The sequence below is a fragment of the Leisingera aquaemixtae genome (assembly GCF_001458395.1).
In the GTDB taxonomy this organism is placed as follows: domain Bacteria; phylum Pseudomonadota; class Alphaproteobacteria; order Rhodobacterales; family Rhodobacteraceae; genus Leisingera; species Leisingera aquaemixtae.
On the sequence record NZ_CYSR01000022.1, the window covers coordinates 1 to 25,067 of the forward strand.

The 25,067-nt window shown below is 62.1% G+C and carries 19 protein-coding genes and 2 pseudogenes; 19 read left to right on the plus strand and 2 right to left on the minus strand.

The genetic code is table 11. From position 1 onward, the window contains the following. A pseudogene (locus PHA8399_RS22815) lies at positions 1-142 on the plus strand (VOC family protein); the annotation flags it as partial. An 854-nt stretch (positions 143-996) separates the two neighbouring features. Here PHA8399_RS22815 and PHA8399_RS10805 read toward each other — a convergent pair. Next, on the minus strand, positions 997-1,884 hold the full coding sequence (locus PHA8399_RS10805) for a LysR family transcriptional regulator (protein WP_082649524.1): 888 nt from the start codon (positions 1,882-1,884) through the stop codon (positions 997-999). Positions 1,885-2,013: 129 nt separating this feature from the next. On the opposite strand from PHA8399_RS10805, the gene cuyA reads away from it, so the two are divergent. The 16 genes from cuyA (at position 2,014) to PHA8399_RS10885 (ending at position 22,400) form a co-directional block, all read left to right on the plus strand. Then, positions 2,014-3,060, plus strand: a complete 1,047-nt coding sequence (cuyA, locus tag PHA8399_RS10810; RefSeq protein ID WP_058286404.1) for a D-cysteate sulfo-lyase — start codon at positions 2,014-2,016, stop codon at positions 3,058-3,060. A gap of 34 nt (positions 3,061-3,094) precedes the next feature. Further along, on the plus strand, positions 3,095-3,958 hold the full coding sequence (locus tag PHA8399_RS10815) for an amino acid ABC transporter substrate-binding protein (protein ID WP_058286167.1): 864 nt from the start codon (positions 3,095-3,097) through the stop codon (positions 3,956-3,958). 72 nt (positions 3,959-4,030) lie between these two features. Further along, a complete protein-coding gene (locus PHA8399_RS10820; RefSeq protein WP_058286168.1) occupies positions 4,031-4,747 on the plus strand; it encodes an amino acid ABC transporter permease in 717 nt (238 codons plus the stop codon). 3 nt (positions 4,748-4,750) lie between these two features. Beyond that, on the plus strand, positions 4,751-5,407 hold the full coding sequence (locus PHA8399_RS10825) for an amino acid ABC transporter permease (protein ID WP_058286169.1): 657 nt from the start codon (positions 4,751-4,753) through the stop codon (positions 5,405-5,407). Beyond that, the gene (locus PHA8399_RS10830) at positions 5,404-6,132 is read left to right on the plus strand and encodes an amino acid ABC transporter ATP-binding protein (RefSeq protein WP_058286170.1); all 729 of its coding nucleotides are present in this window, start codon (positions 5,404-5,406) and stop codon (positions 6,130-6,132) included. Before PHA8399_RS10825 ends, PHA8399_RS10830 begins: the two co-directional genes overlap by 4 nt. A gap of 525 nt (positions 6,133-6,657) precedes the next feature. Continuing rightward, positions 6,658-7,242 carry an ANTAR domain-containing response regulator gene (locus PHA8399_RS10835; protein WP_058286405.1) on the plus strand — a complete coding sequence of 195 codons (585 nt, stop codon included), beginning with the start codon at positions 6,658-6,660 and terminating at the stop codon, positions 7,240-7,242. After that, positions 7,239-8,417 (plus strand): CmpA/NrtA family ABC transporter substrate-binding protein, encoded by a 1,179-nt coding sequence (locus tag PHA8399_RS10840; protein WP_058286171.1) that lies wholly within the window; start codon positions 7,239-7,241, stop codon positions 8,415-8,417. Before PHA8399_RS10835 ends, PHA8399_RS10840 begins: the two co-directional genes overlap by 4 nt. 265 nt (positions 8,418-8,682) lie before the next feature. After that, the gene (locus tag PHA8399_RS10845) at positions 8,683-10,050 is read left to right on the plus strand and encodes a CmpA/NrtA family ABC transporter substrate-binding protein (protein ID WP_058286172.1); all 1,368 of its coding nucleotides are present in this window, start codon (positions 8,683-8,685) and stop codon (positions 10,048-10,050) included. An 86-nt stretch (positions 10,051-10,136) separates the two neighbouring features. After that, the gene (locus PHA8399_RS10850; RefSeq protein ID WP_058286173.1) at positions 10,137-11,210 is read left to right on the plus strand and encodes an ABC transporter permease; all 1,074 of its coding nucleotides are present in this window, start codon (positions 10,137-10,139) and stop codon (positions 11,208-11,210) included. A gap of 6 nt (positions 11,211-11,216) precedes the next feature. Then, positions 11,217-12,899 carry an ABC transporter ATP-binding protein gene (locus PHA8399_RS10855; RefSeq protein ID WP_058286174.1) on the plus strand — a complete coding sequence of 561 codons (1,683 nt, stop codon included), beginning with the start codon at positions 11,217-11,219 and terminating at the stop codon, positions 12,897-12,899. Between the two features lie 4 nt (positions 12,900-12,903). After that, a complete protein-coding gene (gene nirB, locus PHA8399_RS10860; protein WP_058286175.1) occupies positions 12,904-15,345 on the plus strand; it encodes a nitrite reductase large subunit NirB in 2,442 nt (813 codons plus the stop codon). After that, a complete protein-coding gene (gene nirD, locus PHA8399_RS10865; RefSeq protein WP_058286176.1) occupies positions 15,342-15,674 on the plus strand; it encodes a nitrite reductase small subunit NirD in 333 nt (110 codons plus the stop codon). Before nirB ends, nirD begins: the two co-directional genes overlap by 4 nt. Further along, on the plus strand, positions 15,674-18,304 hold the full coding sequence (locus PHA8399_RS10870) for a nitrate reductase (protein WP_058286177.1): 2,631 nt from the start codon (positions 15,674-15,676) through the stop codon (positions 18,302-18,304). Before nirD ends, PHA8399_RS10870 begins: the two co-directional genes overlap by 1 nt. Positions 18,305-19,363: 1,059 nt before the next feature. Continuing rightward, positions 19,364-20,344 (plus strand): N-acetyltransferase DgcN family protein, encoded by a 981-nt coding sequence (locus PHA8399_RS10875; protein ID WP_244270201.1) that lies wholly within the window; start codon positions 19,364-19,366, stop codon positions 20,342-20,344. Beyond that, positions 20,341-21,462: an alanine/ornithine racemase family PLP-dependent enzyme gene (locus tag PHA8399_RS10880; RefSeq protein WP_058286178.1), complete on the plus strand. Its 1,122-nt coding sequence runs from the start codon at positions 20,341-20,343 to the stop codon at positions 21,460-21,462. The genes PHA8399_RS10875 and PHA8399_RS10880 overlap by 4 nt, the downstream gene beginning before the upstream one ends. A 380-nt stretch (positions 21,463-21,842) precedes the next feature. After that, the gene (locus PHA8399_RS10885) at positions 21,843-22,400 is read left to right on the plus strand and encodes a hypothetical protein (RefSeq protein WP_244270202.1); all 558 of its coding nucleotides are present in this window, start codon (positions 21,843-21,845) and stop codon (positions 22,398-22,400) included. 313 nt (positions 22,401-22,713) lie between these two features. Here PHA8399_RS10885 and PHA8399_RS22820 read toward each other — a convergent pair. Then, a pseudogene (locus PHA8399_RS22820) lies at positions 22,714-22,854 on the minus strand (IS481 family transposase); the annotation flags it as partial. Positions 22,855-23,100: 246 nt separating this feature from the next. Here PHA8399_RS22820 and adh point away from each other — a divergent pair. Continuing rightward, positions 23,101-24,645 carry an aldehyde dehydrogenase gene (gene adh / locus PHA8399_RS10890; protein WP_058286179.1) on the plus strand — a complete coding sequence of 515 codons (1,545 nt, stop codon included), beginning with the start codon at positions 23,101-23,103 and terminating at the stop codon, positions 24,643-24,645. Between the two features lie 71 nt (positions 24,646-24,716). After that, positions 24,717-25,064 carry a DUF779 domain-containing protein gene (locus PHA8399_RS10895; protein ID WP_208856290.1) on the plus strand — a complete coding sequence of 116 codons (348 nt, stop codon included), beginning with the start codon at positions 24,717-24,719 and terminating at the stop codon, positions 25,062-25,064. The last annotated feature ends 3 nt before the right edge of the window (positions 25,065-25,067 follow it).

Genomic DNA, 25,067 nt, shown 5'->3' on the forward strand with positions numbered 1-25,067 from the left:
TCGGCAGAAACTGGAACAGGCCAAGGTCAGATTTGATGGCGAAACGGATGTCGTCGAGGGCATGGTCAAGACCGCAACATTCTACGACCCCGACGGCAACGCCCTGATGCTTGCTGAGGATTTGACCGGAGGAGCTGGGTAACGCTTAGGTTTCTTATCGTCTCTGGAGCGTGCGCGCTCCAGTCGCAAAGTGGTTTTCCAATAGCTGCCGGTTAAAACCTTAGCAGCATCGGTTAAACCGGGCTCGAAGCCCGGTTTCGCCGCGCGCTGCATGAATGTCTGCTTCATACGAAGGTAAATCTATGAGTCGCTAAAGGTAACTTTGCTGCTTCGGATGAAAATATTTCCCTTTAAAATCAATCAGTCAAGTTCCCTAAAAGGGAGACACTATGTGTCGCCCGACACTTCTTGTCGGGCGACACATAGTTTTGCCACTTGCGGCAGACCCTTTCCTTTTTCGTGTCTCCAAAATCCTCGCTCGCGCCTCCTGTTCCGCCAGTGGCGAAGCCTTCCCTGATTTTCACTTCGGAAGACCTCGTGTCTTCCGGACTGCGGCCGGACGGTGATCTGACACCCGCGAAATGATAGGATGCGCCGTAGCGGTGAAATTGGGAGGGGCCCGCGCCTGGTGCGGGAGGAACCGGGTTTCTCCGTGGAGGCTGACGCGCAAGCCACATCAGAACCCGTGTTCAGTGTGCCGGCCGGATGGCAGGCGGACCAATCAAACGGAAAATGCCGGGGCAGGGGGGAGCGGGCGCAGCCCGTTGATGCCCTGCCGCGACTCCTGGGATATGCAATCCGCGCGCCCCGCGCGGATTTCTACTGTCTCTTGTTGAAGGCGCAACTGGCCCAAAATCTCTGACGACGGACGCTGATAAAGTTTCACGGTGAAAATGCTCCCGCCCTCCCTGAAACCAGAAAGGGCCAAAACTGGCCGGTTTTTCCGCCGCCCGCAGACCGCCGCCTACAGGCCACCGCAGGCGTTTCGAGCTTCCGTCAAGCCAAGTCAGCAACTGTTTTCCGGAAATGTGCCCCGCGTGGATTGGATACATGGGTATATAGGACGATATCCAGCGGCAGACGGCCGTACTCTGGAGAGAGAATGACAGCATCACCGGAAATGATGTGGTTCTGAATGATGGAGTGAGGCACCCAGGCGGCGCCGCTTCCTTCAAGAACCATCTGGGAAATCCCCACCGAAAATGCGCTTTCCACTGCCGGCGTACCCGTCCAGGCGCGTTCAGCCCTGTTTTGATGCAGCGTTAAAATCTGTCCAAAGAAACTTTCGGCAGGATAATCAATGCAGGGAGCATCCGGCGGCAGTATCTGGCCTTCCAGGAGATCATGCCGCAGCGCGCCGCCGGCGACGGGAAGCAGGGTGTCCCGCCGCCAGACATAACGGTCAACAGTGTCGTCAAAAGGTACCTGCGGCAGTTCACGGTACTCATAGCTCAAAAGCACGTCGCCTTCGTGGCGCAGAAACGTGGACATGGCAGATACCTGGTTTTGCGTCCGCAGCCGGATTTGCGGCGTCCGGCCGCTGTTGCGGAATTTGCGGAGAATCTCCGGAACAACAGACACTGACAGCGAGTGCTGCGTTACCAGCACCAGCGGTTCGCCAATGCCTTCCGAATTCTTCAGATGCCCATGCAATTGCCGTAAATGTGCCAGCAGCGCCCGGATCTGCGGCTCGCTTTGAAGCAACGTGGGAGACAGCTCTACCCGGTTGGCCTCACGCACCAGCAAGCTTCTGCCAATCCAATGCTCCAAGGCCCGTATGCGCCTGGAAAAGGCTGGTTGTGTTACGTTCCTGCGTGCTGCCGCGGCAGTCAGGCTGCGCTCCTCCAGCAGGATCAAAGCGTCTTCAAAAAGGCGGGTATCCATGCCTGCTCATACAATATGTATGAGTAGGCTGCAATGTTTGCATTATTCAACGGCCATTCCAGCGTCTAGCCTTACTGAAAATACGCAAAAGGGATGTATTCGATGAACACCGCAGTGACAGAAGACACAATGGCCGGGGGTGGCAACCTTGCGCTTGTAAAGCGCGCACTTGAAAACTTCCCGCGCGTGCGGCTGGGCCATCTGCCGACCCCTTTGGAACCTCTGGATAGATTGAGCGAAGAACTGGGCGGGCCGCGCATCTGGGTCAAGCGCGATGACTGCACCGGTCTTGCCTCTGGCGGCAACAAGACCCGCAAGCTGGAATTTCTGATGGCAGAAGCGCTGAAACTCGGTGCCGATACGGTTATTACCCAGGGAGCCACCCAGTCCAACCACGCCCGCCAGACGGCGGCGGCGGCGGCCAAGCTGGGCCTGGATTGCCAAATCCTTCTGGAGGACCGCACCGGGTCGAATGACGTGGCCTATAACTTCAACGGCAACGTTCTGCTGGACCAGCTGCATGGCGCAACCATCTCCAAGCGGGCCGGCGGTGCCGACATGAATGCCGAGATGGAAACCCTGGCTGGCGCGCTCCAAGACCAGGGCCGCAAGACCTATATAATTCCGGGCGGCGGCTCCAACCGCGTTGGCGCGCTGGGGTATGTGAACTGCGCCGCCGAACTGGAGGAGCAGGCCGGAGCGCTTGGGCTGAAGGTCGACGCGCTGGTTCATGCCACTGGCAGTTCCGGAACTCAGGCGGGGCTGGTGGCGGGGCTTGCAGGTCTTGCAAGTGACATTCACCTGCTTGGGATCGGCGTGCGGGCGCCGCAGGAGAAACAGGAGAGCATGGTCTTTGATCTGGCCTGCAAGACCATGGATTACCTTGGCATGGGGGCCGAAATCAACCGGGCGTCGGTTCGGGCGAATTGCGACTATGTGGGGCCGGGTTACGGGCTGCCGACCGAGGGCATGCGCGCGGCGCTTCTGAAGCTGGCCCGGCTGGAGGGGCTTCTGTTTGATCCGGTCTATTCTGGCAAGGGACTCGACGGCCTGATCGACCAAGTCCGCAAGGGTTATTTCGACGGCATGGATAACATCGTGTTCCTTCATACCGGCGGCAGCGCAGCGCTGTTTGGATACCCCGGTATCTTCGGTCTGCCGGGCTATCAGGATTAACAAAAGCACAAGACAATTCAATAGGGAGAAAAACATGAAACTTCTGAAACCAGCCGCCGCCTTAGCCTTTGCTTTGGCCCTGGCGGCCCCGGCCGCCGCCCAGGAACGCACGGGAACCCTGGCCAAGATTGATGCCTCGGGCGAGATCGTCCTCGGGCATCGCGAAAGCTCGGTTCCGTTTGCCTATCTTGATGAGAACCAGAAACCGGTTGGCTATTCGATCGACCTTTGCATGAAAGTGGTCGATGCGGTGTCTGCGGAACTGGGCAAGGAACTGTCGATCAAATACGTGCCGGTGAATCCGAAAACCCGGATCGCACTGATGGCCAATGGCACAATTGATCTGGAGTGCGGCTCAACCACCAACAACCTTACGCGTCAGGATCAGGTGGAATACCTGCCCACCACCTTTATCACCGGAACCAAACTGATGGTGCGCAAAGGATCGGGGATTGGCTCGGTTGCAGACCTGGAAGGCAAAGCCGTGGCATTGGCGCAGGGCACCACCAACGAGCGCGCGGTAAAGGCGGCAATTGAAGAACTGGGCTTGGACGTGAAGGTGCTGCCGGTGCGCGACCATGCCGAGGGCATGCTGTCGCTGGAAACTGACCGGGTGGATGTCTATGCAACCGATCACATCTTGCTGTTCGGGCTGATCGCCAAGTCGAAAACACCCGATTCATTTGAGGTCGTGGGCGATTTCCTCTCCTTCGACCCTTATGCGCTGATGGTGCGCCGCGACGATAGCGCCTTTGAATTGGTGGGCAAGAAGGCCCTGGCCGAAGTGTTCCGCTCAGGCGAGATCAACGAGATCTATTCTAAGTGGTTCGATCCGCTGGGCGTTGCGCAGACCGATCTGCTGAAGGCTGCGTTCCAGATCAACGCGCTGCCCGAATAATCTCTTCCCGCGCTTGCACGGCCGGGCCTTCGCCGCTTGCGGGGCCCGGCACCTTCAACAGGGTAAACAATCATGAACTACAACTGGAACTGGGGCGTCCTTTTTGAGGGGGAGTACCTGGGCTGGCTGATATCAGGGGTGGGCTGGACCTTTGCGGTCGCGCTTGCAGCCTGGGTTCTGGCACTGGCCGTCGGGGTGCTAGTAGGTGTCGGACGCACATTGCCGTCAAAGCCCGTCGCCACCCTCTGCACCGCATATGTCGAGCTTTTCCGCAATGTCCCGCTCCTGGTGCAGCTGTTCCTGTGGTATTTCGTGATGCCCGAGATCGTCCCGGACGATCTGGGCCGCTGGATGAAGCGGGATATGCCAAACCCCGAGTATGTCACCGCTGTGATCGGCCTGGGCCTCTATACGGCCAGCCGCGTTGCCGAACAGGTCCGCGCCGGGATCAACGCTGTGGGCCCCGGCCTGACCAGCGCGGCCTACGCCAACGGCTTCTCGACCGCGCAAACCTACCGCTATGTGCTGCTGCCGATTTCCTTCCGGCTGATCGTGCCGCCGATGACGTCCGAGTTCCTGACCATCTTCAAGAACTCCTCCCTGGCGCTCACCATCGGGCTTCTGGAGCTGACTGCGCAAAGCCAGCAGATCGCGGAATACACCTTTCAGGGGTTCGAAGCCTTCACCGCCGCAACGGTCATCTATGTGGTTATTGCGCTTGGCGCGACGGTGATCGCGCAGACGCTAGAAAAATATACCCGTATCCCGGGTTATGTCGGAAAGGACTGAGCCATGGGTGATTTCGATCTTTCCGTCATTTGGAACAATCTTCCCTTTCTGTGGCAGGGTCTGCAGCTGTCGCTATGGCTCACCTTGCTGGCGGTTATTGGGGGCATCATCCTGGGCACCGGCCTGGCACTGATGCGGCTTTCCGGCATCATGCCCCTGGCTCTGGCTGCCGCTGGCTATGTGAACCTGATCCGCTCGGTGCCGCTGATCCTGGTGATCTTCTGGTTCTACTTCCTGGTGCCTCTGGCCCTGGGCCGCCCGATCGGCGGATTCTATTCGGCGCTGATCGCCTTTGTCATGTTTGAGGCGGCTTACTATTCGGAAATCATCCGCGCTGGCATTCAGTCGGTCCGTAAGGGTCAGGTGCATGCCGGGCAGGCAACAGGACTCAGCTATTGGCAGATTCAGCGCTATGTGGTTCTGCCGCAGGCGTTCCGCAACATGATCCCGATTCTGGTGACCCAGGGTATCATCCTGTTTCAGGACACCAGCTTGGTCTTTGTCGTCAGCCTGCGCGACTTCATGACCGCTTCCTCAATCGTCGCCCGCACTGAGGGTCGGCTGGCGGAAATGTATATCTTCGCAGCCCTTGTCTACTTCACCATTTGCTTCGCCGGCTCGCTTTTTGTCCGGCGCCTTCAGAAGGCCAAAACCGCATGATCAGCATCGAAAACATCTCCAAATGGTATGGCGACTTTCAGGTGCTGACCGATTGCACCACCCATGTCGGCAAGGGCGAGGTGGTGGTTGTCTGCGGGCCGTCCGGCTCGGGAAAATCGACCCTGATCAAATGCGTGAATGGGCTGGAACCGGTGCAGCAGGGCCGCATCCTGGTGGAGGATGCGGATGTCACCGCCAAGGGCACCAATCTGACCAGGCTTCGCTCGCGGATCGGCATGGTGTTTCAGCACTTTGAGCTCTACCCGCACATGAGCGTGCGCGAAAACCTGTGCCTGGGCCAGCAGAAGGTTCTGGTCAGGTCGCGCGACGAAGCCAACGCCAAGGCCGAGGCCCTGATCAGCCGTGTCGGGCTGCTGCCGCATATCGAGAAGTTTCCCGGGCAACTGTCTGGCGGCCAGCAGCAGCGGGTGGCAATCAGCCGGGCGCTGGCAATGGACCCGATTGCGATGCTGTTTGACGAACCGACATCGGCACTCGACCCGGAGATGATCAACGAGGTGCTGGACGTGATGGTTGAACTGGCGCAGGACGGTATGACGATGATGGTTGTCACCCACGAGATGGGCTTTGCCCGCAAGGTGGCGGACCGGGTGGTGTTCATGGATGCCGGCCGGGTCGTCGAAGACCGCGCCACGGAAGAGTTCTTCGGTAATCCAGAAAGCGAACGGGCACAGGACTTCCTGAGCAAGATACTAAATCATTAGGCTTGCCCGGCGGGCTTGCGCCCGAAGGTGCCTTCAGCACTTGGCGCAAGCCCGGACAGAGACCTGCTGGGAGCCGCCTTGACGTGTTGTGCGGGCAAGACTTCCTCCACGTCGTCTTTGTCGAGATCGGCCGCGGCGAAAAGGGCGGATTACATTTTGCACTTCAGGCTGTTTTGAATGCCCGGTCTGGCGGCATTGGCTGCAACACAGCGGTGAGCGTGCCGCGCCTGCGAGCGGATGCTGCGTCAGCAAACACCCGGAGGGGCAACGGCGGCAATATCGGCACGGGGGGCAAGCCTGCCATTCGCCGCACACGCAGACAGGAAGCGCGCACATGTCCGCTGTAGGCACATATCACCCATTGCGGACATTAATGCCGACGTTTTGGCTGCCGCCAGTGTGTGTCTCCTCCCAGCTTAAAGCTCGGGCAGTCAGCTCAAATTTTCGGCGCCAACGGGCTGTTGTAAAATTGCGCCATACCTGCAGCCTTTACAGCCGTCTTCCACCCTTTTCATGCTCTGCCGCATGCCCGATGCCCTGTCCATTGTTGTTGTCGAAACCGACCGTGACCGCGCCTTCATGATTGTGGACGGGCTGCGGGACGCCGGGGAATTTGACATTCAGGTCATCTCGGAACCTTCAGGCCTCGCGCGTCAAATACAGATGCGTGACCCGGATGTGGTGCTGATCGACATCGCCAACCCCTCCCGCGATGTGCTGGAGGAACTGACGCTGGCCTCAGGCCCCAAGGACCGGCCAGTGGCGATGTTTGTGGACCGCAGTGAAGACGGCATGACTGCGGCCGCTGTTGAAGCCGGGGTTTCGGCTTACGTGGTTGACGGGCTGCAGGCCGCCCGGCTGAAACCGGTCTTGGACGCAGCCATCGCGCGTTTCCGGCTGTTTCAGCGCATGCGCACCGAGCTTGCAGAAACCAAACGGGCCCTGGAAGAACGCAAGGTCATCGACCGCGCCAAAGGGATGGTCATGAAGGCCAGGGGCATCGGCGAGGACGAAGCCTACGCGCTGCTGCGAAAGGCCGCGATGGACCAGAACAAGCGCGTCGCGGAGGTTGCGCAGGCGCTGGTCACCGCGGCAGGGCTGCTGGCATGAGCGCGACACGCATCCCCGCCGGTTATGTTCCGCTGACTGATGCGGCGCCGCTTATTGCCGCCCAAGAAATGGGCTTTGCCGCCGAAGAACGGCTGAGTCTGGAGCTGCACCGCGCGCCCTCGTGGTCTTCCCTGCGCGACATGCTGGCGTTCGGGCAGGTGGATGCCGCTCAGATGCTCGCGCCGGTGCCGGTCGCCGCGGCGCTTGGCGTTGGCGGCGCCAGCGCGCCATTCTCTGTTCTGTCCGTGCTGTCCGTCAACGGCACCGTCATTGGCGTCAGCAGCAGCCTGGCCCGCAGACTTGCCGATGCAGGGCACAATTTTTCCTTCAATGACGCCGCATCCGCCGGCAAGGCCCTGATAGCCGCAGCCGGCCCCGGCCTGCGGATTGGCGTGCCGTTTCCCTTTTCCATGCATATGGAACTGCTGCACTACTGGCTGCAAGGGCTGGCGGCGGACCGCGGCCGCGGCATCAGCATCCGCACGGTCCCGCCGCCGCTGATGAGCGATGCCATCAAAAGCGGTGAGATAGACGCGTTCTGCGTTGGCGAACCCTGGGGATCCATCGCGGTAGAAAATGGCGCGGGGGCGCTGCTGTTGCCCGGGCGGGCGATCTGGTCCTTTGCGCCGGAAAAGGTGCTGGCGGTCCGCAGTACCTGGGCAGAGGCCGAACCCGGCCTGACCGGCCGCCTGATCCGGGCCCTGTGGCGCGCGGGGCGCTGGCTGGCCGACCCGGCTTCCCGCGGGCTGGCGGCGGAAATCCTGTCCGCGCGGCGGTATCTCGATCTGCCCGCCGAAATCATCGAACGCGCGCTGTCGGGAAAGTTCACGGTCACGCCCCAGGGGCTGCAGCGTGAAGTCTCCGGATTTATCGGCTTCCATGACGGCGCCGCTGGCTTTCCCTGGCGCAGCCAAGCCCAATGGGTTGCGCTGCAACTGGCGGAACGGACTGGCCTCGACCGGCACAGGGCGCTGGAATTGGCCGGGCCGGTCTTCCGCAGCGATCTATACCGCTCCGCCCTGGCCGGGACCGGTGCGGACTTGCCCGGCGCCTCGTCGAAACTGGAAGGCGCGACCGGCGTTTCGCTGCTGGCCGCAGGAGAATCGGAAGCGGTCAGGCTGCTGCCGAACCGGTTCTTTGATGGCCGTGTTTTTGATCCCATGGCCGCGGACTGATGAAAAAGCAGGCAGCTTGCCGCGCTGCAACGCTGCGGCGCAGAATTTCCTGCTGCGCGAGCAAAGAAACCTTTTGCGCAGGCCGGATCTTCCGGCAGTCTGAAGTCAGACAGGCAACGGAGCCTGACTGAGAATTTTCCCGAAGACCGGGTTTCACTGAGCAAAGCCGCTCGACCCGCCGCCACTCCTCCTGGCGGTGCGTGTCAGCGGCTTTTTTCTGTTCCGTCCCCTGGGCGGGGCGCAGCTAGGAAAAGGAACCAACCCGATGAAGACACTTATGATGGCGCTTGCGGCCTCGACTGCCCTTACCGGACCGGCATTGGCCGGAACATTGGAGCTGGAAAAGGATGTGCTGACCTTCGGCTTCATCAAGCTGACGGATATGGCGCCGCTGGCGGTGGCTTATGAGAAGGGCTTTTTCGATGACGAGGGGCTGTTTGTCACGCTCGAAGCGCAGGCAAACTGGAAGGTCCTTCTGGATGGCGTGATCGGCGGCACCCTTGACGGCGCCCATATGCTGGCAGGCCAGCCGCTGGCCGCGACCATCGGTTATGGCACCGAAGCGCATATCGTCACACCGTTTTCCATGGATTTGAACGGCAACGGCATCACGCTCTCCAACGAAGTGTGGGAGATGATGAAACCGAACCTGCCCACGGATGCGGACGGCAAGATCGCGCATCCGATCTCCGCCTCTTTCCTGAAGCCGGTGATTGAGGACTTCAACGCCAAGGGCAAGCCCTTCAACATGGGCATGGTCTTCCCTGTCTCCACCCACAATTATGAGCTGCGCTACTGGCTGGCAGCCGGCGGCATCAACCCTGGCTACTACTCGCCCGAAAACGTGACCGGCCAGATCGGCGCCGAAGTGTTCCTGTCGGTGACCCCGCCGCCGCAGATGCCCGCCACGCTGGAGGCCGGCACGATCTCTGGCTACTGCGTGGGGGAGCCATGGAACCAGCAGGCTGTGTTCAAGGGCATCGGCGTTCCGGTCATCACCGATTACGAGCTGTGGAAGAACAACCCCGAAAAGGTGTTCGGCATCACCGCGGAATTCGCCGAGGAAAACCCGAACACCACGCTGGCGGTGGTCAAGGCGCTGATCCGCGCGGCCCAGTGGCTGGATGAAAACGAAAACGCCAACCGCCCCGAAGCGGTGGAGATCCTGTCGCGCCCCGATTACGTCGGCGCCGACTATGAGGTGATCGCCAATTCGATGACCGGCACCTTCGAGTATGAGAAGGGCGACAAACGCGATGTTCCGGATTTCAACGTGTTCTTCCGCTACAACGCCACCTACCCGTTCTACTCGGACGCGGTCTGGTACCTGACCCAGATGCGCCGCTGGGGGCAGATCGCTGAACCCAAGCCCGACAGCTGGTATGACGAGGTCGCCCGGTCGGTCTACAAGCCGGAGATTTACCTCGAAGCCGCAAAAATTCTGGTGGATGAGGGGCTTGCCAGTCCCGAGGACTTCCCCTGGGACAGCGATGGCTACAAGGCCCCGACGCCCGCAGAGGACATCATCGATGGCATCCCCTTCGATGGCAAAGCGCCCAACGCCTATATCGACAGCCTGCCGATCGGACTGAAGGCCGGCCAAACCGTCGTCGGCAGCGCCATTCAGGGCTGACCCCGGACAGGAGGGCAGGGGGGCGGTGACCTAGCAAGAGCCGCCGCCGCTCCACGCCCTCCCCGCACGCATCAGAGGATGACACCATGACGATCGCCGATCCCGACACGCTCAGCTCCGAGGCCCGCCGCGCCCGGCTGTTTACCCGCATCAGCAAGATGGACGCCTGGTTTCAGGTCTTTGGCCTGGCCTGGGTCACCCCGGTGCTGAAAGCCGCCGCCGGGGACAATCCCAAGGCGCAGTTGAAGGAAATCTGGCGGCTGCTAGCAATTCCCGTCATCGCCATTGCCGGCTTCCTCATGCTCTGGGCTGTGCTGGCACCCAAGGTTCAGACCTCGCTGGGCGCCATTCCCGGCCCGGGTGCGGTGTGGACCGAAGCGGTGAACCTGCACCAGGATGCGCAGGCCAAGGCTGCCAAGGAGCGCGCCCACCACGAGAAGGTGGAGGCCCGCAACCAGCGCTTTATCGACCGCGGCCAGCCGGAACGGGTCAAGGACATCCCCTATACGGGCGCGCCGTCCTACTACCAGCAAATTTGGACGTCGATAAAGACCGTCTTCTTCGGCTTCCTGATTGCCGCCGCCGTGGCGATCCCGCTGGGCATTCTGGCCGGTCTGTCGCCCGCTGCGAACGCGGCCATCAATCCGCTGGTGCAGATTTTCAAACCAGTGTCGCCGCTGGCCTGGCTGCCAATCGTGACCATGGTTGTCTCGGCGCTTTATGCCACCAACGACGGGCTGTTCTCCAAGTCGTTCCTGGTCTCTGCCATCACCGTCACGCTGTGTTCGCTGTGGCCTGCGCTGATCAACACCGCATTGGGGGTGGCCTCCATCGACAAGGACCTGGTGAATGTCTCCAAGGTTCTGAAAATGAACACCTATACCAAGATCACCAAGCTGGTGCTGCCCTCGGCCCTGCCGCTGATCTTCACTGGGCTGCGGTTGTCGCTCGGGGTCGGCTGGATGGTGCTGATCGCGGCAGAGATGCTGGCGCAGAACCCGGGCCTCGGCAAATTCGTCTGGGACGAGTTCCAGAACGGCTCCAGCCAGTCGCTGGCCCGGATCATCGTTGCGGTGCTGACCATCGGTATCATCGGCTTCCTCTTGGACCGGGTGATGTACGCGCTGCAGTCGCTGTTTACCTTCACGAACAACCGGTGAGCCGCCATGAGCATTCTTGAATTTAGAAAAGTCTCCAAGAGCTTTAGCGAGGGCACCAGCCGCACGCAAGTTCTGAAAAACATCAGCCTCAGTGTTCAGGAGGGCGAGTTCCTTGTGCTGCTGGGCTTCTCCGGCACCGGCAAGACAACCCTGATCAACCTGATGGCCGGGCTGGATAGGCCGTCGCAGGGCACCGCCTCCTATCGGGGCAGGGAAATCACCGGCCCCGGTCCGGAGCGCGGCGTGATTTTCCAAAGCTATTCGCTGATGCCCTGGCTGACGGTGAGCGGCAATGTTGCGCTGGCGGTGGACACCGTGTTTCCCGGCCTGCCCAAAGCGGAAAAACAGGCGAAAGTGGACCATTACGTCAATATGGTCGGCCTCAGCCATGCCGCCAGCCGCCGCCCGGTGGAATTGTCGGGGGGCATGCGCCAGCGGGTGAATGTGGCCCGCGCCCTGGCGATGGACCCGGAGATGCTCTTGCTGGATGAGCCGCTGTCGGCGCTGGATGCGCTGACCCGCGCCAATCTGGCGGAGGAGATCGAGATGATCTGGGAGGCGGACAAGAAGACCTGCGTGCTGATTACCAATGACGTGGACGAGGCGATCCTCCTGGCCGACCGCATCATCGCGCTGAACCCGGACGGCAGCCTGGGAGAGGCGTTCCAAGTCACCATTCCCCGCCCGCGCGACCGTTCCGCGATGAACACGGACGAGACCTTCAAGCGGCTGCGGGCAGAGGTCACGTCCTACCTGATGGACGTGGGGGTCAAGGCCAGGATCGAAGGCTCGAAGATCCTGCCGAACGTGACCCCGATCCACGGTTTGCCTGCTGCCGTGGCCGAAGCCTCGAAGTCGCTGACAGAAGAACGCTTTCTGGATTTCTCGCAGCTGCACAAGATCTATCCGACGCCCAAGGGGCCGCTGACCGTGGTCGAGGATTTCAACCTCAAGATCAACAAGGGCGAATTCATCTCGCTGATCGGCCACTCGGGCTGCGGCAAGTCCACCGTGCTGACCATGGCGGCCGGGCTGAACCCGATTTCCAAGGGGGCGATCAAGCTGGACCGCCGCCACGTCGAGGGCGCCGACCCGGAGCGCGCCGTTGTGTTCCAGTCGCCCAACCTGTTTCCCTGGCTGACCGCCCGCGAAAACTGCGCCATCGGAGTCGACAAGGTCTATCCCAAGGCGTCCCAGGCGGAGCGGCAGGACGTGGTGGAATACTACCTGGAGCGCGTCGGCCTGGCGGACGCGATGGACAAGCCCGCGCATGCCATGTCGAACGGCATGCAGCAGCGGGTCGGCATCGCTCGGGCCTTTGCCCTGTCGCCCAAGCTGCTGCTGCTGGATGAGCCCTTCGGCATGCTCGACAGCCTCACCCGATGGGAGTTGCAGGAGGTGCTGATGGAGGTCTGGAGCCGCACCAAGGTGACCGCCATCTGCGTGACCCATGACGTGGACGAGGCAATCCTGCTGGCGGACCGGGTGGTGATGATGACCAACGGCCCGCAGGCCACCATCGGCAAGATCACCGACGTGGACCTGCCGCGCCCGCGCACCCGCAAGGCGCTGCTGGAGCACCCTGATTATTACAGCTACCGGCAGGAGGTGCTCGATTTCCTCGAAGAATACGAGCACGGGACCAAACCCGCCGCCAAACCGGCCGCAGACAAGATAGCAGCGGAGTGAGACCATGACCCAGAAACTCGTCATTATCGGGGCCGGCATGGCCTCCGGCCGGGTGATCGAGCATCTGCTCGATGCAGACCCCGGCGCCTATGACATTACCCTGTTCAACGCCGAGCCGCGCGGCAATTACAACCGCATCATGCTGAGCCCGGTGCTGTCGGGTGAAAAGATCTATGAGGAGATCGTCACCCATTCGGACGACTGGTACGTGGAGCGCGGCATCACCTGCCGCTTCGGCGAACATGTGGTGAAGATCGACCGCGAGATGAAGGTGGTCGAGGGCGAAAACGGCCATGTGCCCTATGACAAGCTGGTGATCGCCACCGGCTCCGCCCCCTTTATCATCCCGGTGCCGGGACACGACCTGCCGGGGGTGATCTCTTACCGCGACCTGGACGACACCAACGCGATGATCGAGGCCGCCGCAAAGGGCGGCAAGGCGGTGGTGATCGGCGGCGGGCTGCTGGGTCTGGAAGCCGCCGCAGGGCTCAAGGAACGCGGCATGGATGTGACCGTGCTGCACCTGATGGGCCATCTTATGGAGCGCCAGCTGGATGAGGCCGCCGGGTATCTCTTGCGCAAGGATCTGGAGGCACGGGGCATCACCGTAAAAACCCAGGCCTCGACCAAGGCGATCCTGGGCGAGGACCGCGCCCGGGCGGTGCTCTTGGAAAGCGGCGAGACGCTGGGAGCCGATCTGGTGGTGATGGCGGTGGGCATCCGCCCGGAAACCCGGCTGGCCAATGACGCGCATCTGGATGTGGCCCGCGGCATCGAGGTGAACGCGCAGATGCAGACCTCCGATCCCGATATCTACGCGGTCGGCGAATGCGTGGAGTTCGACGGCCATCTGTTTGGCCTCGTTGCGCCGCTCTACGACCAGGCCAAGGTTCTGGCGGACAGCCTGCTGGGCCGGCCCAACGTCTTCGTGGTCAAGGAACTGGCGACCAAGCTCAAAGTCACCGGCTGCGATCTGTTCAGTGCCGGGGACTTCGCGGAGGGCGAAACCCGCGAGGACATTGTCTTCCGCGACCCCGCCCGCGGTATCTACAAGCGGCTGGTGATCGAGGACGACAAGCTGATGGGCGCGGTGATGTACGGCGACACCGCCGACGGCAGCTGGTTCTTCGGTCTGATTAAAGACGGCACAGAAATCGAAGAGATGCGCGAGACGCTGATCTTCGGTCCGGCCTTCCAGGGGGGCGCCTCCGCGGACCCTCTGTCAGCCGTTGCAGCCTTGCCGCCTGAGGCGGAGATCTGCGGCTGCAACGGCGTTTGCAAGGGACAGATCACCAGCGCCATCGAAGGCGGCGCCACCGACCTCGGCGCGATCCGCGCCACCACCAAGGCCAGCGCCTCCTGCGGTACCTGCACCGGGCTGGTGGAGCAGCTGCTGTCGGTGACGCTCGGCGACGGCTACGCCGCCCCGCAGGCGCAGCCGATCTGCGGCTGCACCCAGCACACCCACGAGGACGTGCGCCGCCTGATCAAGTCGCAAGAGCTGAAAAGCCAGGCCGCGGTCTGGCAGGAGCTTGGCTGGACCACCCCCAACGGCTGCCATGTCTGCCGCCCTGCGGTGAACTATTACCTCCTGGCGGACTGGCCGCTGGAATACCGCGACGACCCGCAAAGCCGTTTCGTGAACGAGCGCAAACACGCCAACATCCAGAAGGACGGCACCTTTTCCGTGGTGCCGCGCATGTGGGGCGGCATCACCACCCCGGATGAGCTGCGCGCCATCGCCGATGCCGCCGACAAATACGACGTGCCAACGGTCAAGGTCACCGGCGGTCAGCGCATTGATCTCTTGGGTGTCAGGGGCGAGGACTTGCCCGGCATATGGTCCGATCTGAACCGCGCCGGGCTGGTTTCGGGCCACGCTTATTCCAAGGGGCTGCGCACGGTTAAAACCTGCGTCGGCACCGATCACTGCCGCTTTGGCACCCAGGACTCGACTGGCCTCGGCATCAAGCTGGAGAAACACCTGTGGGGGGCCTGGACGCCGCACAAGTTGAAGCTTGCGGTCTCCGGCTGCCCGCGCAACTGCGCCGAGGCAACCTGCAAGGATATCGGCGTCGTCTGTGTCGACAGCGGCTACGAGATCCACGTCGGCGGCGCTGCGGGGATGGAGATCAAGGGCACTGAGGTCTTGTGCAAGGTGACGAGTGAGGAGGAGGCGGTCGAGGTGATCTCTGCCATGACCCAGATCTACCGCGAAAACGCCCGCTATCTGGACCGGATCTACAAATGGCTGGCCAGGGTCGGCCTTGACTGGGTCAAGGCGCAGATCGTCGACGACCTTGAGAACCGCAGGGCGCTGGCGGAGCGGTTTGCGCTGTCGCAATCCGTCTACCGCAAGGACCCGTGGGCCGAGCACGCACAGAACAGCACCACGCGGGCGCAATACGCGCCGCTTGCCAATCTCACACTGGAGGCTGCGGAATGAACTGGATCGACATCGGCCAAATCGACGACATCCCGCTGCACGGCGCCCGGGTGGTGAAAACCCCCGTCGGCTGCGTCGCCCTGTTCCGCACCGGAGAGGACGAGGTCTTTGCCGCCGATGACCGCTGCCCGCACAAGGGCGGCCCGCTGTCCGAAGGCATCGTGCACGGCCAAAGCGTCACCTGTCCGCTGCACAACTGGGTGTTCGACCTGAACACCGGCCAGGCGCAGGGAGCAGATGAAGGCCGGATCGGCACCTACCCGGTGCGCGTCGAAGGCGGCCGTCTTCTGATCGACGGCGATGCAATCGGCAAGCGGAGCGCCGCGTGATGCCCGGTGCGGATTGCCGGGAAACCCGCTCCGCCTGCCCCTATTGCGGCACCGGCTGCGGCGTGCTGCTGCGCCCGGATGGCGCGGGCGGGCTGGCGGTGCGCGGCGACCCCGATCACCCGGCCAACCGCGGGCGGCTCTGCTCCAAGGGGCTGGCGCTGGGGGAGACGCTGGGGCTGGAGGGCCGCCTGCTGGCGCCGCAAGTGAACGGCCAGGAGACGGATTGGGACAGTGCTCTGGACCTGGTGGCCGCCAGGTTCCGGCAGGCGGTGGACCGGCACGGCCCGGACAGCGTCGGGTTCTACCTGTCGGGCCAGATGCTGACCGAAGACTACTATGTCGCCAACAAGCTGATGAAGGGATTCCTTGGCTCGGCCAATATCGACACCAACTCGCGCCTGTGCATGGCCTCCACCGTCGCGGGCCACAAACGCGCCTTCGGCACCGACACGGTGCCCGGCACCTATGATGACCTCGACCAGGCGGACCTGATCGTCCTGGCGGGCTCCAATCTCGCCTGGTGCCACCCGGTTCTGTACCAGCGCATCCTCGCCGCCCGCGAAAAGCGCGGCACCAAGCTGGTGGTGATCGACCCGCGGCGCACGGCGAGCTGCGATCAGGCGGACATGCATCTGAAACTTCGGGCAGGCAGCGACGTGGCGCTGTTCAACCGGCTTTTGACCGGGCTTTATGAGGGCGGCGCGCTGGACGCGGAGTATTTGCAGCATGTGGAGGGGCTGGGAGGCGCGCTGGAAGCCGCCTTTGCGAGCGATGCCTCCGTCACCGGGTTGTCTGACAGCGAAATCGCAGCCTTCTGCCGCATCTGGATGGGCACTGAAAAGGTGGTGACCATCTTCAGCCAGGGAGTGAACCAGTCCATCTCCGGCACGGACAAGGTGAACGCGATCCTGAACTGCCATCTGGCAACCGGCCGCATTGGCAAACCCGGTTGCGGCCCCTTCTCGGTGACAGGCCAGCCGAACGCGATGGGCGGGCGCGAGGTTGGCGGACTGGCCAATATGCTGGCCTGCCATATGGATCTGGAAAACCGCAGCCACCGCGCGGCGGTGCAGGAATTCTGGTGTGCCCCCGCAATGCCGGACCGGCCCGGGCTGAAGGCGGTCGACCTGTTCCGCGCGGCAGGCGACGGGCGGCTCAAGGCGCTGTGGATCATCCATACCAACCCCGCCGTCACCATGCCTGAGGCCGATGCCGTGCGGGCCGCGATCAAGGCCTGCGACTTCACCGTTGTGAGCGACATCACCGCGGCAACCGACACCGCGCGGCTGGCGGATGTGCTGTTGCCTGCCGCGGCTTGGGCCGAGAAGGATGGCACTGTCACCAATTCGGACCGCACCATCAGCCGCCAGCGCGCTGTCTTGCCGCCGCCGGGCCTAGCGCGCCCGGACTGGGACATTCTGGCAGACGCGGGCAGGCGGATGGGCTGGAGTGCGGCCTTCGATTATCAGTCTCCGGCGCAAATCTTCCGGGAGCATGCCGTATTGTCCGGCCTGGCCGGCAGCTTCGGGCTGGATTTCGACATTTCCGGCCTCAGCCGCATATCCGATTCTGACTACGAGAGCCTGGGCCCGGTCCGCTGGCCGGTGAGCCGGAACCGGCAGGGCGGCCGGTTCTTTGCGGACGGGCAGTTCTTTCACCCGGACGGAAAGGCCCGCATGCTGCCGGTCCGCTGGCGCCCTCCGGCGTCTGCGCCGGACCGCCAGTATCCGTTCCGCCTCAACACAGGCCGAATCCGGGACCAGTGGCACACGATGACCCGCACCGGACGGGCTGCCCGCCTGTCAGGGCATCTGGCCGAACCCTTTGCCGATATCCACCCGGAGGACGCCCGGCGGCTGGGAGTACAGCCCGCTGACCTGCTGCGCCTCAGCAGCCCGTCTGGGCAGGCCATCCTGCGCGCGCGGATCACCTCCGATGTGCAGCCCGGCGATCTGTTCGTGCCGATCCACTGGACCGGCGAAACCGCCCCTTCGGCGTGTGTTGATACCCTTGTCGCCGCTGCCGTTGATCCTGTTTCGGGGCAGCCGGAAAGCAAAGCCGCCGTTGTTGCGGCGGAGCGCTGGCAGCCGGCCTGGTACGGGTTTGCCGTATCCTGCCGGCCGATGGCTCCCCGGTCAGAGTACTGGGCCATGGCACGCACGGAAGCCGGGTACCGTGCAGAACTGGCCGGGGTGTCTCCGCTTGCTGATCCGGAGGCCGCGGCACGGGATCTGTTCGCCCAGCCCGAGGCCGGGGTGCAGATAATGACAGACAGCGGCAAAGGCAGTACCCGGCTGGCGCTGTTTCATAACGGCAAGGTCATGGCAGCGCTGTTCACCGCGCCGGACCCGGTGGCGGTCAGCCGGGACTACCTGGCGGGACTGCCGGGCACCAGCGCGGAAGGTGTTCTGACCGGCATTCCGGCAGCAGACCGGCCCGACCCCGGCCCGGTGGTCTGCGCCTGCTTCAACGTCGGGGCCAACACCATTTTGAACGCCATCCAAAGCGGCGGGCTGGTGAGCATTGCGGACGTCGGCACTGCCTTGCACGCGGGAACAAACTGCGGCTCCTGCCGTCCTGACATCGCTGAATTGCTAGCGCGGCGCCCGTTCCGGCAGGCCGCGGAATAGGACGGCTCCTGATGACAGCTCCACCCGAAACTTGAAACGCACCGGGGTCACTTGCTCTGGTGGGGCAGGCCCCGGCGCACGCGACCTGCTGACGCTTGGCGCATTGCAAAGACTGCAGCAGGCTGACACGGTTTTTTGACCGCCTCGTTGATGGTGAGGTCTTGGAACTGGCCCGCCTTCGGCAAAAAGGGTCTTTGTTGGCAAACACGCCGACGCCCATGGGTATATCGAGGTCGAAAGCGCATCGTGTGACAAAGTTTTCATCCCGGACGGCGGGTATCTCGATCCTACCGGCAAGCGGTGGAATTGCCTGCGCGGATACCGGAAGATCGACGACAGTTGCCAGGAAATTGCCCTGCCGGAAAATTCCTATCTGACGAACGACACCAGTGCGCCAGCCTGGCAGTGCAATCGAGGGTTTGAGGCAAAAGGGGAAAAATGCCTTGCCATCGAAGTGCCGGAACGCGCCTACCTGAACGGCTCAAGATACGGGCGTCCATGGACATGCGAGCGCGGGTTCTTTGAACAGGACGGGACATGCGCAGCCGTGTTTGTCCCTGAAAATGCATTCTTCGACGATGCACCTTACAGATCAGGGTGGAAGTGCGCCCGCGGTTACGAGGTGTCTGGAGAGCGCTGCATTCTCATAGATCTGCCTGAAAACGCTCATCTCGACAGGTCAGGCAACCGATGGGAGTGCAACAAGAGCTTTCAGCGGACAAGAGGCCGTTGTGCCCTGAGCAACTAGGCTTTGCACCTTCTGCTGCCCTGATTGGCAGCGTCATAACTTGCGGCGGGCACGTGAATGCCAAGCGCTTGTTTCAATCCAAAGGACAAATCATGGACCCCGCAGCCAAGGCTGGACTCTCAGTCCGGCGAAATATCAGCAATGGGCGCTTACGCTCACCCTTCCAATTCGGTGACACTGGGAGCACAGGCAAACTGCCGTTCCTCCCCGTTCCCACTGCAATAGTGTACTGCGAAGGAAACTTCGCCGAGATTGACGGGAAAACTGCAAACGGGCTGGTTCGCCACTCAGAGGCTTATCGGATACTTTCAGTGATCGACAGCGGGCACCACGGGAGTGACAGCGGGCAAATCCTGGATGGCGGGTTCAACCGGATTCCTATTTTCGGCAGCCTTGACGCAGCCATTGCCCACCAAAGCACAGTCCCTGATACGCTGATTTACGGGATGGCGCCGTCCAACGGGAAACTCGCTGGCGAGGACCGGCGGGTCGTTCTGGAAGCGATTTCGCGGGGAATGAATATCGTCGCTGGCCTGCATGAGTACCTTAGCGAAGATCCGGAGATCGTTGCTGCCGCAAAATCCTGGAACGTCACTGTCCGGGATATCCGAAAACCGAAGCTCAGCAAGGACATGCGCCTGTTCGACGGCAGTATTGCGCGTGTAAAGGCGATCCGTATCGCCATTTTGGGAACCGATTGCGCAATTGGAAAACGGACCACGGCAACCCTCCTCGCCAGGGCACTGAATGCGCAAGGCATCAAGACGGTTCTGGTTGGCACCGGCCAAACAGGTTTGATGCAGGGGGCCAGATATGGCGTCGCGATGGACGCGGTGCCGCCGCAATTCTGCTGCGGGGAACTGGAAGGGGCTGTGCTTGCGGCGTACGAAATCGAACAGCCGGATGTCATTCTGATCGAAGGCCAGGGCGCACTCAGCCATCCGGCGTTCTGCACATCTGCATTCATTCTGCGCGGCAGCCAGCCCGACGCGGTAATCCTTCAGCATGCACCAGCGCGGGCGCACCGCTGCGATTTCCCAGAGATGGCAATGCCAGATCCCAGTGACGAGATTGCCCTGATCGAAGCGTTTTCGGACACAAAGGTAATCGGCGTGACCCTCAACCATGAAGGGCTGACAGACGCAGGGATCAATGCCGCGATCAGGGACCATGCGCGGAAACTGGACCTGCCGGTCAGCGACGCCCTGAGCTGCCCTCCGGCGCATCTGGCTGAACTTGTTCTGTCAGCCTATCCTCAACTGCGGCCGGTGCCGGGGAAGGCCGCGTTATGACCGCGCCGCGCATGGAAATAGATCTGAGCAAAATCCGCCAGAATACGCGCGTGCTTGTCGACCGCCTGAAGCCCCGCGGGATCACTGTGACGGGGGTAACCAAAGCCGTATGCGGCCACCCGGGCATCGCAAGAGCCATGCTTGCAGGCGGTGCAATAGGACTGGCTGATGCGCGGATGGCAAATGTTGAGCGCATGCGCGCGGCAGGGATAACCTGTCCGGTCCTGATGATCCGGACACCCATGCTGAGCCAGGTGGAGCGCGTTGTTTCGTCCTGCGAAGCCAGTTGCAACACCGAACCTGGGGTCATCGCCAGCCTCGCCGCTGCTGCCCTGCGCCAAGGCACCAATCATGGGATCATCCTGATGGTGGAGATGGGGGATCTTCGCGAAGGCATTATGCCTGAGGATCTGACCGACATCGCGCTTCAGGTCACCAGGACACCGGGCGCGCTGCTCAGAGGCATCGGAGCAAACTTTGCCTGCCTGGCCGGCCCGGCGCCCACTGCTGAGGATATGGCAGCACTCTCATCGCTTGCGAACGGCACCGGAGAAGTATGCGGTCCCTTCGTTGATGTGGTCGCCGGAGGCAGTTCCGCAAATCTTCTGTGGGCGCTTGGTACAGGACCGGCGGGAAGGGTGAACAGTTTGCGCCTGGGTGAGGCCATCCTGCTCGGCACCGATCCGGTATCCGGGAACCCGATAAGCGGGCTTCACACGGACGCTTTCGTCCTGCAGGCAGAGGTGATCGAGACGAAGGCGAAATCAAAGCTGGCCCCCTTGAAGCTGTCCGACCCCGCATTGTCAGCGCTAAGCCTGGTACCCGGCAATCATTGGAAAACCCGGTCGATCCTGGCCGTCGGGCTGCAAGACACAGATCCTGCCGGGCTCACTTTTCCCGCAGCGGTTTCCTACATCGGAGCGACCAGCGATCACCTCGTCGTGGAAACGACCAATTGCCCGCTGCGCATCGGGAGCGAGATAAGGCTGCGTGTCAATTACAGCGCCCTTCTTCGCGCCATGGCCGCGCCCGATGTTGAAAAGGTCATTTGCAGCGGCAGGCCTGCAGCAGACGGTCGTACAGCCAGCCGCAATGGGCGGCACGCGGCTCTGCTGTGATACCGGCGGTTCCTTGGAATTGCAGCTCCAAGCCTCGTTCAGCGCCTTCGAGTTTGCGGCGCCCCGTAGCAATTTGAGCCGGGAATACCTATATAGGATGTGACTGCGGGTGCTTTCTTCGCCTCACGGCGAGCTTGAAAACTGTGGCTCGCAATCGATCGGCCGCAACATCTCTTTCAATGGTCCGAGCACCGGTGACGCGGTTTTTCCGAACAATTCGGCTGGCGCGAATGCAGGAAAGAGAGAGCGGGGTTCAGATCCGCTTGCATGTTCCAGACCAGCCCCGACGGCCCTCTAAAGGGCCCTGATGCCGCCAGTCCGCGGCAACTCCGCTTTGCCAGAGCGGCTGGAACAGCACCGCAGCAAAGGAGAACTGGAAAATGGATCAGATGAAACGCAAGGCCGTCGCAATATTCTCCCGCCCTTTCACCTTGCCTGGATTCGACGAGACACTTCCAGCTGGGGAATACGGCATTGAAACCGAATTGTCCGCACCTCCGGGCCACCTGACACCACAAGCCTGGAAAGCTTCTGTTTTGATACAGTTGCACCCGCGCGCGTCCCATCCCGGGCTGGCGCGCAACCTGACGGTTTCACTGGCGGACCTCGAAAGCGCCCAAGCCAAGGACAAGCTGACGGGCAAGGATCTGTCGCAGTTCTTCCTTGACGAAATGCTTGCCGACCCAATGGTGCGCTTGGTCATGCAGGCCGACGGGGTGTCAGAAGCCCAGGTTCGCCGCCTGTACCTTGGCGAGTGCGTCTCGGACCAGGGTCGCGACCAAGCTGCCCGGAATGCTGAACGGGCAGGCCCTTCAGGCGCATCTGCAATCCAAGCTGCAGAGAACGAAGGGCTAGCACCTCTGGCAGACAATCGCGCCAGTAATCGTGCCAGTCCAGCACCGGACTCGCCAAGCCGCAAGGAACCACGTCATGACTGATGAAAACGAACCAGAGGTTATTGTGGCACCTGCCCGCGGAGACGTGCCACGGGAGCGCCGTTGCTTGCGGTGCAATTCGGTTTTCTGGAGTGAAGGGTTCGGTGAACGGATTTGCCGGCGCTGCAAGTCTTCAAATACATGGCGTACCGCTGTTCCAGTAAGATCCGGTTCGCCTGGCCGCCGTTGAAACCCTTCGGACAGCACAGCTTTTATTGTTCCAGACCAGCACTTCGCCAAGCTCCTGCTGGGGTTTATTTTTTGGCAGCCTAACTGACTGGAATCAGCCTCCGGTAAACCCCGCGCGGTTCAAATGAGGCTCGTTGGGCCAGTCTTTGTTCCGCCATCTTCCCACCGTCTTCGGATTGATCCCAAGCTCCCGGCTCAGTTCCGCGATCGAAGCTTGCGATCGCTGTAATGCTGTTCTGACAGCGTGCGTGGTCGCGGCGCTGCCATGACCATACTACCCCATGGTGCCTCCTTCCATTCCAACGAAAAGATCACGCCATCAAGCCGCGGGATCAAATGCTTAAGCGGCGACGGGCTGCAATCCGCCCGGCGGCCGGCAAGGACTTTGGTCGAATACCGCGGCTATTGCCGATGGTCTAAGCCTTGAAGCAGCACCGGACCGAGTGCCTGCCATCGAAGGTGCATGGCCGCCAGTTCCGCTGCATTTCTTGGATCAATTCTTGGGAGGAATGGCATGAACATCCACACGAACGGGCTGGCCAATCCGGCACTGGACACGGCGCATCTGGGCGTCGAATTTCCGTTCAAGCCGCGCTATGGCAACTTTATCAATGGCGAATTCACCGAACCCCGCTCGGGCCAGTATTTCGAAAACACCACCCCGATTAACGGCGAGGTGATCTGCGAGGTGGCCCGCTCAAACGCCGAGGATGTCGAGGCGGCCCTGGACGCGGCCCACGCGGCGTTTCCGGCCTGGGGCAAGACCTCGACCACCGAGCGCGCCAACATGCTGCTGAAGATCGCCGGTATCATGGAGGAGAACACCCAGCTGCTGGCGGCGGCGGAGACGCTGGACAACGGCAAGCCGATCCGCGAGTCAATTCACGCCGACCTCGCCCTCTGTGTCGACCACTGGCGCTACTTCGCGGGCTGCATCCGCGCCGAGGAAGGCCATATCTCCGAAATCGATGCCGACACCTATGCCTACCACATCCCGGAACCGTTGGGCGTGGTCGGGCAGATCATCCCGTGGAACTTCCCGCTGCTGATGGCGGTGTGGAAGCTGGCGCCGGCATTGGCAGCGGGCAACTGCGTGGTGCTGAAACCGGCGGAGCAGACCCCGGCCTCGATCATGGTGCTGGCGGAACTGATCGCTGACGTCCTGCCCGCAGGTGTCCTGAACATCGTCAACGGCTTCGGCCTTGAGGCCGGCAAACCGCTGGCCTCGTCCAACCGCATTGCCAAGATCGCCTTTACCGGCGAGACCACCACCGGGCGGCTGATCATGCAATATGCCAGCCAGAACCTGATCCCGGTGACACTGGAACTGGGTGGCAAATCGCCGAACATCTTCTTTGAAGACGTGATGAGCGCGGATGACGCCTATTTCGACAAATGCCTGGAAGGCTTCACCATGTTTGCCCTGAACCAGGGCGAGGTGTGCACCTGCCCCAGCCGGGCGCTGATCCAGGAGTCGATCTATGACGACTTCATCGCCCGCGCGATCGAGCGGGTGAAGGCGGTGAAACAGGGCAACCCGCTGTCGATGGACACGATGATCGGCGCACAGGCTTCTGCCGAGCAGAAGGAGAAGATCGCGTCCTACTTGCAGCTGGGCAAGGATGAGGGGGCGGAGCTGCTGACCGGCGGCAATGTCTCCGCCCTGGAGGGGCTGGAAGGCGGCAACTATATCGAGCCGACCGTCTTCAAAGGCCACAACAAGATGCGGATCTTCCAGGAGGAAATCTTCGGGCCGGTGCTGTCCGTCACCACCTTCAAGGATGATGCCGAAGCGCTGGAGATCGCCAATGACACGCTCTACGGCCTGGGCGCCGGGGTGTGGACCCGCGACACCAACCGCGCCTTCCGCTTTGGCCGCGACATCCAGGCGGGCCGGGTCTGGACCAACTGCTATCACGCCTATCCGGCGCATGCGGCCTTTGGCGGCTACAAGCAGTCGGGCATCGGCCGCGAGAACCACAAGATGATGCTGGACCACTACCGGCAGACCAAGAACCTTCTGGTTAGCTACAGCCCCAACGCGCTGGGCTTCTTCTGAGCAAGGCGCGCTGCAGGCGGCCCCGGGTGTCCGGGGCCGTTCCTTTTTTCATTCAGCCGGGGGAGATTGCAATGACCGGGGCAACTGGCATGACCGTGACGGCAACACAGGCGGCGCTGGATCTGATCGGCGCGCTGAAGGCGCGGTTCGGGCAGGATCTGCTGTTTCACCAGTCCGGCGGCTGCTGCGACGGGTCGGCGCCGATGTGCTTTCAGCAGGGCGACTACATCATCGGCGGCAGCGATGTGCTGGTGGGGGAGATCGGCGGCGTGCCGTTTTACATGAATGCCGATCAGCACGCGCGCTGGAAGCATACCAGCCTGGTGATCGACGCGATTGATGGCATCGGCGGGATGTTCTCGCTGGAGAACGGCAGCGGAAAGCGGTTCCTGACCCGCTCGGACGTGTGCCTGCGCTGAGAC

Coding starts and splice junctions, on each gene's coding strand:
- PHA8399_RS10805 (WP_082649524.1), bottom strand. CDS start 1,884: ATGGATACCCGCCTTTTTGAAGACGCTTTGATCCTGCTGGAGGAGCGC.
- cuyA (WP_058286404.1), top strand. CDS start 2,014: ATGGCCGGGGGTGGCAACCTTGCGCTTGTAAAGCGCGCACTTGAAAAC.
- PHA8399_RS10815 (WP_058286167.1), top strand. CDS start 3,095: ATGAAACTTCTGAAACCAGCCGCCGCCTTAGCCTTTGCTTTGGCCCTG.
- PHA8399_RS10820 (WP_058286168.1), top strand. CDS start 4,031: ATGAACTACAACTGGAACTGGGGCGTCCTTTTTGAGGGGGAGTACCTG.
- PHA8399_RS10825 (WP_058286169.1), top strand. CDS start 4,751: ATGGGTGATTTCGATCTTTCCGTCATTTGGAACAATCTTCCCTTTCTG.
- PHA8399_RS10830 (WP_058286170.1), top strand. CDS start 5,404: ATGATCAGCATCGAAAACATCTCCAAATGGTATGGCGACTTTCAGGTG.
- PHA8399_RS10835 (WP_058286405.1), top strand. CDS start 6,658: ATGCCCGATGCCCTGTCCATTGTTGTTGTCGAAACCGACCGTGACCGC.
- PHA8399_RS10840 (WP_058286171.1), top strand. CDS start 7,239: ATGAGCGCGACACGCATCCCCGCCGGTTATGTTCCGCTGACTGATGCG.
- PHA8399_RS10845 (WP_058286172.1), top strand. CDS start 8,683: ATGAAGACACTTATGATGGCGCTTGCGGCCTCGACTGCCCTTACCGGA.
- PHA8399_RS10850 (WP_058286173.1), top strand. CDS start 10,137: ATGACGATCGCCGATCCCGACACGCTCAGCTCCGAGGCCCGCCGCGCC.
- PHA8399_RS10855 (WP_058286174.1), top strand. CDS start 11,217: ATGAGCATTCTTGAATTTAGAAAAGTCTCCAAGAGCTTTAGCGAGGGC.
- nirB (WP_058286175.1), top strand. CDS start 12,904: ATGACCCAGAAACTCGTCATTATCGGGGCCGGCATGGCCTCCGGCCGG.
- nirD (WP_058286176.1), top strand. CDS start 15,342: ATGAACTGGATCGACATCGGCCAAATCGACGACATCCCGCTGCACGGC.
- PHA8399_RS10870 (WP_058286177.1), top strand. CDS start 15,674: ATGCCCGGTGCGGATTGCCGGGAAACCCGCTCCGCCTGCCCCTATTGC.
- PHA8399_RS10880 (WP_058286178.1), top strand. CDS start 20,341: ATGACCGCGCCGCGCATGGAAATAGATCTGAGCAAAATCCGCCAGAAT.
- PHA8399_RS10885 (WP_244270202.1), top strand. CDS start 21,843: ATGGATCAGATGAAACGCAAGGCCGTCGCAATATTCTCCCGCCCTTTC.
- adh (WP_058286179.1), top strand. CDS start 23,101: ATGAACATCCACACGAACGGGCTGGCCAATCCGGCACTGGACACGGCG.
- PHA8399_RS10895 (WP_208856290.1), top strand. CDS start 24,717: ATGACCGGGGCAACTGGCATGACCGTGACGGCAACACAGGCGGCGCTG.